The 16,616-nt window shown below is 41.9% G+C and carries 10 protein-coding genes and 2 pseudogenes; all 12 read right to left on the bottom strand.

Going from position 1 to position 16,616, the window contains the following annotated elements:
• Positions 1-6: 6 nt before the first annotated feature.
• Positions 7-3,222: a TonB-dependent receptor gene (locus tag DXB58_RS15430; RefSeq protein ID WP_122137439.1), complete on the bottom strand. Its 3,216-nt coding sequence runs from the start codon at positions 3,220-3,222 to the stop codon at positions 7-9.
• Between the two features lie 162 nt (positions 3,223-3,384).
• Positions 3,385-4,371: a FecR family protein gene (locus DXB58_RS15425; RefSeq protein WP_122137438.1), complete on the bottom strand. Its 987-nt coding sequence runs from the start codon at positions 4,369-4,371 to the stop codon at positions 3,385-3,387.
• A 321-nt stretch (positions 4,372-4,692) separates the two neighbouring features.
• The gene (locus DXB58_RS15420) at positions 4,693-6,222 is read right to left on the bottom strand and encodes a hypothetical protein (protein ID WP_118031887.1); all 1,530 of its coding nucleotides are present in this window, start codon (positions 6,220-6,222) and stop codon (positions 4,693-4,695) included.
• 13 nt (positions 6,223-6,235) lie between these two features.
• Positions 6,236-7,014: pseudogene (locus tag DXB58_RS15415) on the bottom strand (hypothetical protein).
• 7 nt (positions 7,015-7,021) lie between these two features.
• Positions 7,022-7,795, bottom strand: a complete 774-nt coding sequence (locus tag DXB58_RS15410; protein WP_004296439.1) for an endonuclease/exonuclease/phosphatase family protein — start codon at positions 7,793-7,795, stop codon at positions 7,022-7,024.
• Between the two features lie 31 nt (positions 7,796-7,826).
• Positions 7,827-8,783: a FecR family protein gene (locus DXB58_RS15405; protein ID WP_122137437.1), complete on the bottom strand. Its 957-nt coding sequence runs from the start codon at positions 8,781-8,783 to the stop codon at positions 7,827-7,829.
• 108 nt (positions 8,784-8,891) lie between these two features.
• Positions 8,892-9,473: an RNA polymerase sigma factor gene (locus DXB58_RS15400; protein WP_122137478.1), complete on the bottom strand. Its 582-nt coding sequence runs from the start codon at positions 9,471-9,473 to the stop codon at positions 8,892-8,894.
• Between the two features lie 118 nt (positions 9,474-9,591).
• The gene (locus DXB58_RS15395) at positions 9,592-11,775 is read right to left on the bottom strand and encodes an alpha-N-acetylglucosaminidase (protein ID WP_122137436.1); all 2,184 of its coding nucleotides are present in this window, start codon (positions 11,773-11,775) and stop codon (positions 9,592-9,594) included.
• A 6-nt stretch (positions 11,776-11,781) separates the two neighbouring features.
• Positions 11,782-12,867 (bottom strand): acyltransferase family protein, encoded by a 1,086-nt coding sequence (locus DXB58_RS15390; protein ID WP_122137435.1) that lies wholly within the window; start codon positions 12,865-12,867, stop codon positions 11,782-11,784.
• 14 nt (positions 12,868-12,881) lie between these two features.
• Positions 12,882-14,138: a GntP family permease gene (locus DXB58_RS15385; protein ID WP_122137434.1), complete on the bottom strand. Its 1,257-nt coding sequence runs from the start codon at positions 14,136-14,138 to the stop codon at positions 12,882-12,884.
• Positions 14,139-14,144: 6 nt separating this feature from the next.
• The gene (locus DXB58_RS15380; RefSeq protein ID WP_122137433.1) at positions 14,145-15,287 is read right to left on the bottom strand and encodes a glycerate kinase; all 1,143 of its coding nucleotides are present in this window, start codon (positions 15,285-15,287) and stop codon (positions 14,145-14,147) included.
• Between the two features lie 8 nt (positions 15,288-15,295).
• Positions 15,296-16,576, bottom strand: a pseudogene (locus DXB58_RS15375) (alpha-N-acetylglucosaminidase TIM-barrel domain-containing protein); the annotation flags it as partial.
• Positions 16,577-16,616: the final 40 nt, after the last annotated feature.

Below are 16,616 nucleotides of genomic sequence, written 5' to 3'. Positions count from 1 at the left end.
TATATGTTAGAAAGTGAGTCGGCATCCAATCGTATAAGTACGGGCACTAGGATAACAATACGAATCTACCCCCTGAATCATCGAGCTTCCGCCACCATTGGCATTTATATCCGGATCCCAGAAAGGGTAGCTCGTAATAGTAAACAGGTTTTGGGCACTCACATAGACACGGGCGCGCTTGATGAATTTGCTACGGGCACAAGGTACATCGTAGGCCAATTCGAGGTTTTTCAGTCTGACGAAGCTGCCGTCATAAACAAACCGATCGGACATTTTATAGGAAGTCTGGTCGAGATTGGGATATTTTGCGGTAGGATTCTCGGGTGTCCAATGATTGTAGTACACCTCGCGCAACGTATTCCCGTTATATCCATAATCATAAGCTTGTGCAGCCATACTAAGCGAATATATATCATTACCTATTGAACTCTGGAAGAAAGCGCTTAGCGTAAATCCTTTATAACTGACTGCTGTAGTTAGATTGACCAAAAAATCAGGATTAGGATCACCGATGATGGTCTTGTCTGCTGCTGTGATGGCAGAATCATCATCCATATTCTTATATACGATATGACCGTTCTCATCGTATCCATCTTCAACATATCCGTAGAAAACATACATTGGCTCACCCACACGCATCAGATTGAGTTGGTCTTTCAGAATGGTGTTATCCAATTCGCCACCGAAAATATCCTTATCTTCCGAAAGGACCAGCACTTTGCTGCGATTAAGCGAGAAGTTGACACCCAAATCCCATTTCACAGCACGATCAATAATCCGCCCGTCGAGTTGCAACTCAAACCCCGAGTTACGGATGGAACCGATATTACGCAGGGCAGTGGTGTATCCACTTGAACGAGGCATCTCTACATTGTTCAGCAAATCAGTCGTTTTCTTCCGATAGTAATCCGCAGTCATGCGAAGGCGATTATTAAACAGGGACAGATCAACCCCCACATTAAACTGTGAGGTTGTTTCCCATTTCAAATCGCCGGTGTAGGTATCTGACGGGACATACGCCACTGTTGTATTCTTATCGAATACTACATTTTCCGTCCTCAATGTGTTCTGCGTAGAATACGGTGAGATGGCAGTGCTACCGGTCACTCCGTAACTCAAGCGGAACTTTAGATCCGAAAGCCACTCTACATCACGCAAAAAAGACTCTTGCGAAAGACGCCAGGCCGCTGCCGCTGAAGGGAAGTATCCCCATTTGTTTCCTTTACTATAACGTGAGGAACCATCAGCACGAAGACTGGCAGTCAATAGATAGCGATCAGCATAATTATAGTTGATACGTCCCAGAAATGAGAACAAACGCCAATCTGAATAAGAAGATGTCGGCAACCCTTTAACGGTAGCTGCATCCATGTCATAGGTTTCAGTCACATCACTCAAGAAGCCTTCGGCCGTACCCGTTCCCACAGTTTTCGATGTACTCTGTTCGTAGGTAAAACCACCCATCACACTCAAATGGTGTTTTTTTAGAAAACTCTTATTATAGGTTATGATATTATTACTTGTGATACCGACTGTTTCTCCAAATGTAATAGAGGCAGCCCCTTGTGAATTAGGGTATTGTAATGACTTGTAATAATCTTTGCGGTTCTGGTTATTGTTAACGTTGGCAGATAACTGAATTGAAAGTCCGTCTATCGGTTTTATTGTCAATGAAGCATTTGCCATAATCCGGTTGGCGTACCATTTATTATCCACTTCTTTCACATAAGCCAACGGATTTACCGGTGCAATCGGTTGTGTCTGGAAGTCATTCCAGGTTCCATCGTCATAATGAGGTGTCGCTGTTGGCGGCAGAATCAGTGTAGAACCGATAACAGACGTTCCCCGGCTACCTCCCTGTGAATTCATCTGATTATGATTGGACCGGCTGAAAATCAAGTTGCTCGACACGGTGACATATTTTGAGATGTGATAATTCAGGCTCGAACGGATAGACATACGTTTATAGCCACTTTCCTTCACGATACCTTGCTGATCGAAATAGCTGGCGCCTAACGTTCCCTGAACCTTTTCCGTACCACCAGAGACATTCACAGAGTGGTCGGTAACAAGTGCATTACGAAACAGTTCACGCTGCCAGTTGGTACTATGCCGGGTAGATTTAATCTCTTCATCGGTATATATCGTAGGCTGATTATTGATCGCTGCTTTTTCATTCAGATAGTTCATATATTCCCAAGCATCGAGCAGCTCAAGTTCTTTAGCCAGACTCTGTACACCAAAGCTGGCATTGTATTCCACGGTAATCTTCCCCTCTTTAGCTTGCTTCGTCGTAATCAGGATGACACCATTGGCACCACGCGAACCATAGATAGCAGTTGCGGAAGCATCTTTCATCACTTCAACAGATTCGATATCGGCCGTATTAATCATATTAATGTCACCCGGAAATCCGTTGATAATCCAAAGCGGTTCATTGTCACCCCGAATAGAATTGGAACCACGTACCCTCACTTGTATTCCGGCTCCCGGCTGGCCATTAGTTTGCTGAATCTGTACGCCTGACACGCGTCCCTGTAATGCTGACGCAACAGAAGTATTTGCATATTCAGTAATGATATCGCCTTTGACGGAAGCTATCGAACCGGAAAGGTCCCGTTTGCGTTGTACGCCGTAACCTACCACTACTACTTCATCCAATGTCTCTGTATCTTCTTCAAGAACGAAATTCATTGAACGTACCCCTGCCACCACCTTTTTGCTCTGTGGGGCGTAACCTATAAACGTCACATCAATAGTGGCACTTTCAGGTACATTCTGCAACTCAAACTTTCCGTTAAAATCGGTAACCGTACCGTTGGTAGTACCTTTTACCAGTACGCTTGCTCCGATGACCGCTTCTCCCTGTTCATCTTTCACCACACCCGAAATCGTCCGGTTGGTCTTCGTCTGCACCTTTTGTAAAACAATCTGTTTGCCTACTATTTCATACGCAATGTCACTTTTATCAAAGGCCTGTTTCAGCACATCCGAAAGATATTGAGAACCTCCTTTCAGGGAAACAATACGTGACAGAGGGATAGAATTATCGAACACAAAAGTATAATCTGTCTGTTTTTCAACAGCTTGTATCAGATTCTTTAAAGAAATCTGCCTGGCAGCGATATTGACTTTAGTCTCTTTCTGCGCCCATAGCGAAGGGCTGGAAAGCAGGCTGCCCAAAACAAGAATGCTACATAATATTTGTTTTAGCTTCAACATTGTAAACTCATTTAAGGTTAAATAAAGGAATTAATTATTACCTTTGTCTGCATAAAGCAAGGCTATACCTGTGCCATCCGTCTGACGGATAGCATACATACGCAGGTTTTGCTCTTCGGACGTGGAAGATGGCACTCTTCTGCGTCCTTTTTTATTCTTCGATTACTTTCTTCCGGTTATGCTCACCTCCTCTCCGTTAATAGTGTATGTAATCGGAGTCACCCGATTAATGATCTCAAGCATCTCTCGCAAAGATTCTGTTTTAATTGTCATCCAATAACGTTTATTTTCCGGTACATCATGCAATTGAATTTTGATGCCATACCATCGTTCCATTTTTTGAACTATTTCCTGCAGGTTCTCATTTTCAATTTTCAACTTGCCCAATCGCCATACGGACTCTACTTCAGCATCGCAAGCCTCCAATTTACACTTCTCCATTTCATGCAAAGGAATAATGACTTTCTGATTGGGTTTCATATCTGCCAGCAGCTTGTCCGTTAAAGCCGAGACAACCGTCACGTGCCCTCTAAGCAGTACAACTTCCAATTCTGAATGGTCTCCATATCCATTGACATCGAATGCCGTACCATGAACCAACACTTTCACATCACCCACTGATACATCAAACTGCCTCTTACTGTCTCGCACCACATCAAAAAAGGCCTGTCCGTTCAATTTTACAGAACGGCAATCTTTGGCATAATCCGTAGAATAGGTCAAAGTAGAACCGGAATTCAACCAAACTTTAGTGCCATCCGGCAAACTGACTTCAGCTTTCTGGCCAACAGGAGCTGTAAATGAGACTAATCCTACTTCTTCCTCTTCCGAAACCAGCAGAGAGAGTGAGAAGCCCAACACCAGTGCCAGCATAGCAGCAATTCCCACTGCCTGATACAACAACCGCCGCGTGTACATCTTCACAGGTTTCACCAGATTCAGATTACTCATTATCTTTTCCCACACACGTTCTTTATCAGGAATTACCGGATGTATTCCCGCATGAGCTATCTGCCAGCTCTCGCACAGTTCCTGAAATTTCTGTTCGTGCCCGGCATCAGCATTCCGCCATTCCATGATTTCTTTCTCCTCCTGCGGAGAAGCAGTTCCCAATAGATATTTAGATATGATAATATAAATGTCTTCCATATTTAAATGTGTTTTATAAGCTCTTTTATTAAATAGACCCGTAACTTTTGAATTACCCTGAAAGCATTCGACATTTTTTTCATAACACTCACTAAACAACTCTATTTTTTCTCATTTAATGCATAAGTCAATGACTTTACCCTAAAAAGAAAAATCACCCTTACTACGATATATTTGTAGTAAAGGTGATTTTAGTAAGCTCAAGGCTTGTCGGACTACTTTAACTATAGCCAATATTAAGGAAGCATCTCAAATTCAGAGCCAACCTCTCTTGATTCTTATATAAAATACATATTTTTTCATTCTTCCATTATAATAACCTTACTTCTGAACCACAATTTTCAACTTACAGGTACGTCCATAGAGTAATGCCACACCGTCATAAGTGAGTCCGGTTATGCCAGCTCCCGAATAGGCTGGCCCCTGGCTTCCTACCACTCCTGTAGGAGTAGCTATTTTACATCCTCCGGCAACTAATGCATCCATATCGTTTGCGGCTTCAATAACATGAATGACACCGTATTTGCCCGCCGCAGTAACAAAGGCAATATAAGAACCGTCTTTTATCTGCAAACTACAAGGATCATTCGGATATCCATCAGACGCATTGACTCTTTGCATTAACATATCGGCACCTCCTTTAGCTATACTTTCCAATACATTCAACGCCTCAAAAGTCTTGACGTCCGAAGCCGCGTTCGCCATCATCACATCAATACCAAGATCAGTAACCTTATCATCAGGTATAAGAGTAAACAACGTTTTGTTGGTAGCAACACCTGCCGGTTTGATCCAGTCATTCACATCATAAGCTCTCCCTATCGGCCCTCCATTAATTCTTGACGCACTGACATAAGAGAAACCTCTGTTTTTAACGGCAACAAAGCTCGGATTTCTCCATATATTGATGAAAGCAAAGTCTACGCTATTTGCCTTTGAGCCATATCCTTTAATTTCCTTCAAGCTTAATACATGTTTCTGCACACCCCGTATCATTATTCCCTCTATGGAGAAAATATAAGGTTGATCCGGTTCTGTTGAATGTTCCCATTCGGGTGCCATTTCGATATCGCTGAAAACAAGCGCAACATTATTGTCAACACCCTCAAGACCTTCGATATTGATAATCTTTTCCTCTTTCAACCCCTCTATATCTTCTACCACAATCTTGATTCCATTGGTCTCTTTATTGTCTACGACAGTTTTTAGGATAAATTCCATTTCCAACGGATTGCCTGATACCGGAATAGTCGTATATTCCTTCAGGTCACCCAGTACTTTATTACACAACGTATGTTTTATAGACTTAATGCCCACAGCTGAACGAATCACTACAGACAGAGAAACCTCTTCATCGGGTACTAAAACAGGGAAATCTGATGGTTCGGTGAATATCTGGGATGGAAGTTTGGTTATCTTTTTAATAGGTATTACCTTTTGTGCCGTTTTTGTCAAAACGTCCGTTGATGTTACCAGTATCCCGGCTGCTTCACGCGTGTTGACCTTGACATTCAAGTCAAATTCAAGTGTCATATCAGTTTGCAAGGTATCTATCTTTAAACGTTGACGTTCAGTCGCGTTTATCTCTTCATATTCTCCATTCTCATCCATCTTCAACAAGGTAGCATATATGCTATGTATACCCACAGCTGAAAAACTTCTGGCAGATACAGTCACCGTCGAGTTATACTCCACCACATCTATCTCGGAAGGAGAAGTTAGTTCTACAGTAGGTGGCGGATACGCGTTGTCGTCCGAATAATCGGACTCACTATCACTACAATTTGTCAACAACAAACCCCATGGAAGGGCAAGTATCAGGATCATTATATTTTTGATATATTGCTTCATGACCGTTCATTTTTTATTTTAAAGATTCGATTTGTAATTGAAAACAATGTAAATCTCCGCTTACACTTGTTTCGGTTACCCCCCTAAAAGCCCATTTATGTGAAGTCAGGACAAATATACAATACTCGGAGTCTCTATTTCTATTTTCCACTTCTACGAAAGAATAGGTATCAGAAGTTAAGTTAGAAGTAATTGCCGACTCAAGATTAGGCAATAACGCACGTTTAACAGTGCCTACCAGAACCGTCTGTTCGTTTACCTTTTTCTTGAAAACGTCGACAGCCGGAGCTATCAGGTCTTCACTATTTAATGATACAGAACAGAAGAGCATATCTATTCCGTTCACTGCTCTGTTTTTGTTTCAAGATATCTGCAATCGTTTTTTACTACATATTGTGTCATTTCGGAAATAGTAGAAGGAAAAAGCACAGTACTGCCGATTATCTTTTTTTCTCCGTCACTATAGCTGACAGGTACAAACACCGGCACTTTCTTGCTTTCTCTAGCAGTCTCCGTACCCGTATTTATGATTGCTGTTTGCCCATAGACAGCGTTCGTCCTGTCCAGCAATGCCACTGAATGAACAGTGTTTCTGATAGATGACGCCACCTCTTTATAACTACAAGAGCTAAATAAATTTTGCTCTGACAAGTGCGCATAAACCAATACGTTAGTTGTTCTGAACCGGTTCCATTCCGGAATTTCTTCTCCCTTGTTATCCTCATCACTACACGAAACGAACAGGCAAGAGATGACACATATAAATAGCAGATATAGATAGTTTGATTTCATATTTCATTCATTTTACAAATTCAACTTCAGCAAACAAAGCCCTGTGGTCAGAAACTTCCGGATTAGATAAAACTTTAAACGATTTCACTTTCCACTTATTCTGTGGAAGTCCGAATATATAATCAATCTTGATTGTCGGCTGATCTGCGGGATAGGTGAATGTATCATCACAGATTCTCTGCCAGTTCTTCATTACCTCACAAATCACATTAGAGTCGGTCCGGGCATTAAAATCTCCCCCCAGCAGTGTCGGGGTATCTCCCGTACCAATCCGCTCATTAATCTGTTCGGCCATTGCGCTCCTTATCAGGTCTGTCGAATGATCCAAGTGAGTCGTTCCTATCCTGATTACGTCTGAAGTTCCCGGTTCCTGAATATCTACATATAATAGCGTCCGGGGTTCTTTGGCTCCGTCTATACCTTCAAAAGTTTTGTTATTGATATAAACAAAAGGATATTTTGAAAGGATAGCTACTCCATATTCTCCACCACCAGTATCCATCGCTTTCCCGAATACGGAAAACAATCCCAACTCCGCAGCCAATTGAGTGGTGAAATCCTGATTTTTATTCCTTTTTGTGTTGTAATCTATCTCTTGCAACATTACAACATCCGGATTGTATTTCCTGATAAATACAGCATACTCCTTCACCGAGTAGCCGGTCATTTCCCCGGACATCCGGCAATTATAGCTCATTATTTTAAGAGCCTGCGCATACGTACTTTGATACGCAAAGAAGAAAAGGCATACCCATACAATGGGCTTTAAAAGTGCTTTCATAAATTTGTTTTTGTTATTAGATTAAGTTTACTTATTCAACGGTATATGTATATTCTGATATTTTTTTAAAGCTAACCGGTGTTATGGATTGCATCACCTCCAACACATAGTTCAAATCGTTCCCTTTACAAACGAAGTCGTACGTAAACGAAGCAATCTTTTCGTTTTTAACTGTAATCTCTATATCAAAATGACGCGAGAGTGTTGTAAGCACCTCTTTCAATGATGCATTTCTGAAAATAAGCCGGTTGCTTTTCCAACTCGAAGCATCATCGTGATATCTATCAGTTTTTATTTTTATTACATTACTCCTTTTTTCATAAACTGCAGTTTGTCCGGGAAGCATTTGCTGCATAGGCCTGCGGCTTTGCACATGCCCGATATTTATACTTCCTTCGTCGAGTGTAGTTTTGATTACCTTATCCGAAGCGTATGCTTTTACATTGAAACACGTTCCCGTCACTTGTATTTTCACATTCTCGGCAAGTATCTGAAAAGGGGATTTCTTGTTTTCTGCTATCTCAAAATAAGCCTCTCCTTCCAGCGTAACATTCCTGTTGTATTTTGCAAACTGTTCCGGATAAGTCAATTTAGAATCGGCATTTAACCACACCCGGCTACCATCAGGAAGTAATACGAGTAGCTTTTCACCCCTTACAGCACAGACCTCCCGATAAACAAGGTTTGCCTCACTACGACTTTGATAGAAATTATATCCTACACCTATCACTAGCAAAACAATTGCACAAGCTACCGTCCACTTAAAGAACAATGGTATTCTGATTCTCCTGTTCTTTCGTTTTTCTTCCCGCATCACGGCTTCCTGAATATTCTTATAAATGCGATATTCATCAAAAGGAGGCAATTCTCTGTCGCCCAATTCGAGCTGTTTGCCTTCTATTATCCTCTGAATGTCGTCATCCATATATTTCCCGATGCCGTCAACTACTTCAAAGTCCTGATTTGTATGTTTCTTTTTTGATTTCATATTTCAATATCTATTAGTAATACACACTGTTACAAAAAAGTATTATACAGACTACGTTAAACCGTGTTAATTCAAAAGAACGTTCCATATCAGCAAAAAGTGATAAAACTACATCATACAATAAAGCAACAATAGGCCAAGCTCTCCCACTGTCGCGCGAATCTGCTTCAAAGATTGGCTATATTGAAATTTAATTGTATTGATCGAAAGATTAAGTTTATCGGCTATTTCCTGATTGGAGTATTTTCCCGAAACTTTCATTTCAAAAACCTTGCGGCGTTGCGGCGAAAGTTGCTCAAGAGCTTGCTGTATGATGTTCATTTGTTCTTGTTTAAGGTTTTCGTTTTGAGAATTGTCTTCCAATTCCAAAACCATTGAAAGACAATCCTCAAGCAAATAGATATTTTTCTTTGAGTCTCTCAACGTATTGAGCAGATCGTTCTTCAACATCGTAAAAAGGTATCTGTTTATAGGTTTTGTTTCGTCGATCTCTTCTTTTTTCAGCCAGAGTTTTAAGAATAAGTTCTGCACAGCATCTTCAGCCAATTCCTTATTCAGCAAATATTTAAATGCCAAAGAAAAGGTCTGCGCCGCATACGTCTTGTATACAATACTAAATGCCAGCTGGTTCCCCTCTTTCAGAGCCTTAACCAAAGCTTGGGCTTCATCCTGTGAGTATTTCTGGGACATCTTAATCATTTTAAATATGAAAATAAAAAGCTTATTATATCAAGTCCTTACTTTCAAATATATTAATTCTTTCTGATATAGCATGATTCGCGAGCAACAAATGAAACAGGCCTCTTATTTATTTCACCAGTCTTTGATATTTGCTGAATAAAAAGGTGGAGAATGATAATAATCCGTCAGTTGTTGAATGAACATCTTTTCGAGTATCCTTCCGATCAGTTGCATTTACCCAACCTTCTTCTATTTCTTTTAATTCATCTTCAAGTTGCTTCTGATCCACCTCTACACCTTCCCCGACCGCTTTGATGAATGTATTGATATACACCTCCCAGCGCTTTGCATAATAATCACTTATCAGTCCTGCCCACGAACGACTGGCATAATCGTTCAGGCTTCCACCCCAAGTAGTAATCAAGTTGCGAGCATTCTTTTCATAATAGTCTTTCAACTGGGGAGAATCTCCCATCTTCCGCGCATCATCAATCCATTTATCCAGCGAACAGTAAGGATGAAAGGCATTCAGCTTATCCAAATCATTCAATATCTCCTTCATTTTCTCGCCGCAAGCTTTCAAAGCCTGATAATCTTTAGCTTCAACCATCCTGTCAAACTCCACTTTCACATCAAGAAAGTAGTTTCCAAGCACCTGTCTGCCTACAGTAATCAAATCCAGGCGAAAAGCATCTCTCCGGTCAGAAGATGCCTCATTCAATTTTCTCCAGACCTCTAGTAGTTCAACATTGCTGTACACATTACTTGTCCGTTTTTCACTGTTCTTATTCAATGCAGGGCGATACCCGGGTAAGGTACCCAATGTGCGCGGCACCTGTACATAAATGTCATTGAATAATCGTTTCCAAGCATCGCGCACAGACTGCGACACACATCCCACATGTCTGTCAGCCAGACATTCAATCCATTTATTATCATCTACATTCAGGTTCCATGCTTTCTCAAGAATGTATTCGTAGGGAAATTGCATCACATCCAATCCTTCCAACGTAGAGCCGATTCCCTTAAGGTTGCCTCCACCGTTAATGAGAGCATTCTCAAGTCGTGCGCCACTTTCTTTGACGTTACCTGTCAAAGTTGTGTTTCCCCCGAAATTGCCCAGATAACACCAAATATAGGGCTGATTATGAAAATGCTCTGTTCTTTTCCATAATTCAACATTTTCACAATGATAATCAAGTAATATCATTTTATTCTGTGGCACTCCTGTCAGCAAAGCCTTCATTCGCTCGGAAGTCCATTTATCTTTATCAAAATAAAACATCCACGTCATTTGCATCCATTGGGCTTTGGGATCGGCAGCCGTCAATGTAGCGTACATATCCGATGCTATCTTCCGCAAATATTCGGGTTCGAAACTGGGCGGGTCAACCTCGTTGAAAGGATCTAAACCATAAATATGATCGGTTCCGAAAAGTTTTTTTTGTTCATCAAGAAATAACTTCTGAATTTTCGCAAACAAAGCATCGTTAGGGTTCAGAAAGTTACAACGGTATGCATCAGCAAAGCCAGCCCATTTGCCCAAATGTTGAATATCGGCCTCGGGATGGATCCGTTTTAAATCGGCAGGTACATGTCCGGCGAAGGCCGGTAATACGGGCTTCATATTCAATTCACGCTCACGTGCGAGTATTTTTTTCTGCAAGCTTACCTGGTGTTCCAGCCATTCCATCGGCAACGGACCGTTCCAACGATCTATGTTAGCCATCCGATGCCAGGGCAGATACGGCGGTCCCGTGAAGTAAGAGCGTATTTCGATGTCCGACATTCCCATTTTCGACCAGACTTTATGCCACACGGCTTCCTGTCCGGTAATTGCCAAAGGCATATTTATACCATTAAGGGCCATCCAGTCAATAAAGCGCTCCCATTCTTTCCATTGCCACCAAGGCATCGTGTAACCATACGTGCAGTAATTCAGGAAAAAACGAGTATCCACTCTCGCTTCCGAAACGACCTTCTCACCAACCATCGGCAATTCTTCAGGAATTTCAACGGCTATATCCGCATACCATGACACTGTAGTGAGACAGTAATATTTTAAGTAATGGTTCAGTCCCATCGCCATTGAATTGGCGTTGTTTCCACCGATTACAATTTTATCTTTTACGGACTCTATTGTAAAGCAGTCTTTCTCTCCTTTCAACTTTTGAAACTGAAAACTCTCGATGTATGATGGAAGCAAACGTTTCAATAATGCTTCTGCAACAGCTACGTCTTTGTCTTTAGCCTGAAGAACCAACGACATAAACAACATAACCAGACACGTGTATACACTTTTTCTTTTCATTCTGATTTATAATTTTATATAGATTTTTCTTTTTAATAAAACATATCCCAACAGCCCATTGAACAACAGGAAAAATACACCGTACATAAATGAACCGAAGTAATTTCCGAATAACGGGTTAAGCAAATTATTGAACACAGCCGTATGGATATGCCAATGCACAAGCAATCCTCCGGCTATACAACTAAACACATAAATTACAAGCGGATTCGCTCCAAATGCTTCGAAAAACGAAAACCACTTTTTATTCTGCTTCACATCAATGATATAAAGTAGCAATGCCAATGACAATGCCGCAATCCCACAAGTAAGCAAAACAAACGAAGGAGACCACAAACGTTTATTCAAAGGACAAGCATAGCTTAACAAATAGCCGGCAAACAACAGCGTGGTACCTATAAGAAATAGATTCAGCATCCGGCGGTCATTGTCTTTAATATCGATGATTATCTTTCCGCAAACAAAACCGATCATTACTTGAGACACAGCGGGAATCGTGCTAAGTATCCCCTCGGGATCGACAAACTGGCGGCCCTGAAGATACATGTGGTTAGCCCCTAAAATAGCCGAATCAATCATCCCGACGATATTATCCGCACTCTTTTCAAATCCGTTTCCAAATAACTGAAAAATAAAGTAGACAACCAGCAAGATAATAGCTAATGGCATAAAACGCTTATGCGGTATTGTTACAGCCAATAAGGCTGTAATACCATAACAAATCCCAAGCCGTTGCATAACTCCCATCAACCGGAGCTGACTCAAATCAAAATAGTTACCACTATCTATTGCTGTAATGAACCACTCCATAACCAGACCAATAAATATTAATAAGAGACTTCTTTTTATGATTTTCGCAATGGCCGGTCGACACTGGAAGTTATACTTACACAAGGAGATGTAGGTCGAAATACCCATCAGGAACATAAACATCGGGAATACCAGATCGGCCGGCGAAAAGCCATCCCACTTGGAATGTGCAAAAGCGGCAAAGTTATACCCGCACTTTCCTGTATTGTTGACCAAGATCATCCCGGCAACAGTAATACCCCGAAGTACATCAAGCGAAAGTAACCGTTTGTTCGGATTCATAATATTTGATTCTTTTAATTACTTATTATATATAAAATAGTCGTTCCGGCAGCTAACACTATCCCTATAAGCGATTCATAAGGTATCAGCTTCAGACGTTCCTTAAAATTGAGTTCGCATACGCCTCCTGTCGCATGAAAGAACGAACCATGTGGCAAATGGTCAAGAACTGTAGCTCCGGAATTAATCATAGCCGCTCCCCAAACTGCAGAAATGCCTATAGCCAATATCGTTTCAGCAAACGAAGAAGAAGCCAGTGTTGCTCCGGCTGTTGTCGATGCGGTAGCCGCCGACATCAACGCGCCTGATATAGGAGCAATCAATGCATCACTCATATGAGCATGATCCAATCCTGTAAGAATCCAATCTTTCAAAGAAGAGTTCTTTATGATGCCGGCAATAGTTCCGGTTCCTATCAACAGAATAGCTACCACAGACATCTTTTGCAGTCCATACTCTATACTCGGAAGAATCTTTTTCCATTGTTTCATACAGATAGCACCACATAAGCCACCTACCGGCAAAGCTATCAAAGGATCGATATTAATTCCTGCCGCAGGACGTAATGCCAATAAAACAATCGTAACAACAGGAGCAATCAGACTGGTTCTTAACGAAGGCAGATTTCTCTCTTCCTCTTTATCCTCTGTTTGCATCATCGTTTTTTTGTTTTTCACTGTTTGAGGCATCAGACGGACAATAACAAAAACAGTGAAAAACAAACCGATCACTGCCGGTAAAATATTGGCAAACATTACAGCCGATAGATCTGCATTAAAATTTCCGGCTGCTATAATGGTGTTCGGGTTAGGTGATATGATATTTCCACACTTACCTCCTCCGATCATAGCAATAAGTAACACAGATGGAGACAGGTTTAGACGCTTGCCTATCGAAAGAGCCACCGGCGCAACGGTTATCACAGCCACATCAATAAAGACGCCTACCGTACAAAGCAACATCGTTGCGAGTGCCAATGCCATAAATACCCGTTTTTCACCCATTTTGTTTATAATCGCATTGGAGATGACCGTGGTAGCCCCGGTTTGTATTAATATGCCTGACAAGACTCCGGCTGTCAGAATCCGCAATACCGCCGGGGTGACCTCTTTCACCCCTTCGGTCATCACCGTTACGGTCTCATTTAAAGATAGTCCTCCCAACAACCCTCCGACTATCGCTCCGATAATCAGACTGTATGTCGGAGAAAGCTTTCTTATGATTAACAGTATGGATAATGAAAGCCCGATTAATGCGCCTATCGCTGTCATTGAGTATTATTTAGTAAATTGTTTTATGATTCTCACCACCTGTCGCACCGTTCTCTCTATGTTTTCTTTCGTAAACTCCGGTTGCATCGCCTCTTCAAGTGTTACCGGAAAAGGTTGAATAGGCAGTACGGCAGTAAACCCCATCCTATTAAGCGCTTCGGTGGCTTCGACCGCTCCCCCCAACGCTATCACCGGAACCTGACATCTCTCACCGGCACGTAAAATTCCGTCCAACGCCTTTCCCATACCAGTCTGGCGATCCAGTTTCCCCTCTCCGGTCAGTATCAGGTCTGCCTGTCGGACGACCTCTTCGAAACGAAGCGTTTTCAATATAACTTCTATTCCGGATTGCAATTCTGCATTCAAAAACGGAAGCAGGCCGCCTCCCATTCCTCCGGCTGCTCCGGCACCGGGAAGCTGCGATATATCCATATTTGTATATTCCTTTATTATCTGCGCATAATGCCACAACCCATTGTCCAACTCTATCACTTGCAAACTATTTGCCCCTTTTTGGGGAGCATATACATAGGCCGCACCCTCTTTTCCAAAAAATGGATTACTAACATCACAGGCGATCGTAAAACGACTTTCCTTCAATGCCGGATTTAATTGGGAAATATCTATTTGATGGACTTTTATCAGATTTTCGCCGACAGGCTCCAACTCACCGTTTCCGTTATCTAAAAAGCGTGCACCTAAAGCCTTTAGCATACCAATTCCCGCATCATTCGTAGCACTTCCGCCGATCCCGATAATGAATTCCCGACACCCGCGTTTTAATGCGTCAGCAACCATTTCTCCAACTCCATAAGTCGTAGTCTTCATGGGATTTCTTCGATTTGAATCAATCAATGGCAGACCGCAGGCCGAGGCCATTTCGATAATAGCCATCGCACCATTGTTTACGATGCCATACGATACTTCAATTGGCTTCATGAATGGATCATGCACCCGACATGACACCGTTTGAGCATGAAGGGCAGAGCATAGAGCTTCTGTAGTCCCTTCGCCGCCATCAGCTATGGGGAAACGTATAATCTGACAGTCGGGTAATTCCTCCTGAATCGCTTTTTCGGCAGCTTTCGCTATCTCAAAAGAACCGACCGAACCTTTAAACGAGTCGAATGCCAATACAATCTTTTTCATAAAAGCTATCACTTATTTGTTTTCTCTATTAAATTCAATGCAGCCTCGACCGGATCATCAAACGGAGTCGTACTGTTGCTCCAGGGAGATGTGATCCATTGCTCCTCCCATTCTCGGATTTTATTCCGGTCTTTTGTGAAATAGAGCTGTATACGAGGGATATAGTAGTCTTTAATCAGCCCGCTCCAGAAACGGGCAGCATAATCTTCCTGAATACCACCCCAACTTGTAATCAAGCGTTTGGCATTTGCTTCATAAGCATCTTTTTCCTGAAGAGTTGTTCCGCTATTGCGCGCAAGTTCCACCCATTCTTCTAATCGATATAAAGGATGAGAGGCCAACAGCCTGTCAACGTCCATCAACAAATCAACAGTTTGTTGCAGATTACGTTGCGCTGCGAGAACACGATTCTCCGAATCATCTTTCAAGGCCTGCTTATAAAAATTTTCAGCTTTAGCCGCTACATAATACGAAACAAACTCTATGAGGTCGTTTCTGTATAATTCAGAGCTTTTCAGTTCGTCAGCGCAACTAGCATACAAACGTATAGCCTGCAAGTAATCATCACTAAGGTCGATTTTACTGATCCGCCGTTGATCGGGTATTACGGTTTGCCAGGTAAAACGGGGGTATGAATATAAAGAACTATATGCTGTTTTCCGAAAAAGTTTCCAAGCTTCCTCCATGGCATCGGGATATCCCCCATAACGGGCCTCGCAGTATATCTTCATCCAATCGTCCAGGTCGATACTATCTGATGCCCATCCCATATCGGCTAACAGTTCGTAAACAACCTCATTGTTTTCGAGTCCTTCAGGGGCAGAACCGAACCCAATCAAGTTACCTTTATTTGCGGCACGTAATGCTTTGACCGAGGAACTTGCATACATATCCAAGTCTCCTGTCATGGTGTTTTTCCCACCAAAGTTGGGTACATAGCTGAATATCCATTTCTTTCCGTAAAACCCATCATGTACTTTCCATGTTTGCTCGGTGTTCCACACCCATTTCGGATAATCATTGCCCAAATCAATGATAATCATTTTATCATCAGGTACATTGCTTAACAAGGCTTTAAGCGATTCTTTATCCCAGAATGAATGTTGATATCCGAATGTCCATCCCTGTGTAACCCAAACGGCATCCGGGTTTCCGGCTGTAATTGATTTATAGATCGTTTCTCCATACTCGGCTAATAACTTATATTTCGCCTCTTTATCTTCCTTATCGATAGGCAGTTCCATCTCATTAAAACTGTCCGAGAGATAATACGTATTTTCTCCAGGTTCTTCGTCAAATTTGGTGGTAATCTCTTTTTTATTTCACCGG

The organism is Bacteroides sp. OM05-10AA (genome assembly GCF_003439055.1).
Classification (GTDB): Bacteria; Bacteroidota; Bacteroidia; order Bacteroidales; family Bacteroidaceae; genus Bacteroides; species Bacteroides intestinigallinarum.
The sequence above is the reverse complement of the archived record's forward strand: the minus strand, read 5'-3'. Positions and strand labels throughout refer to the sequence as shown.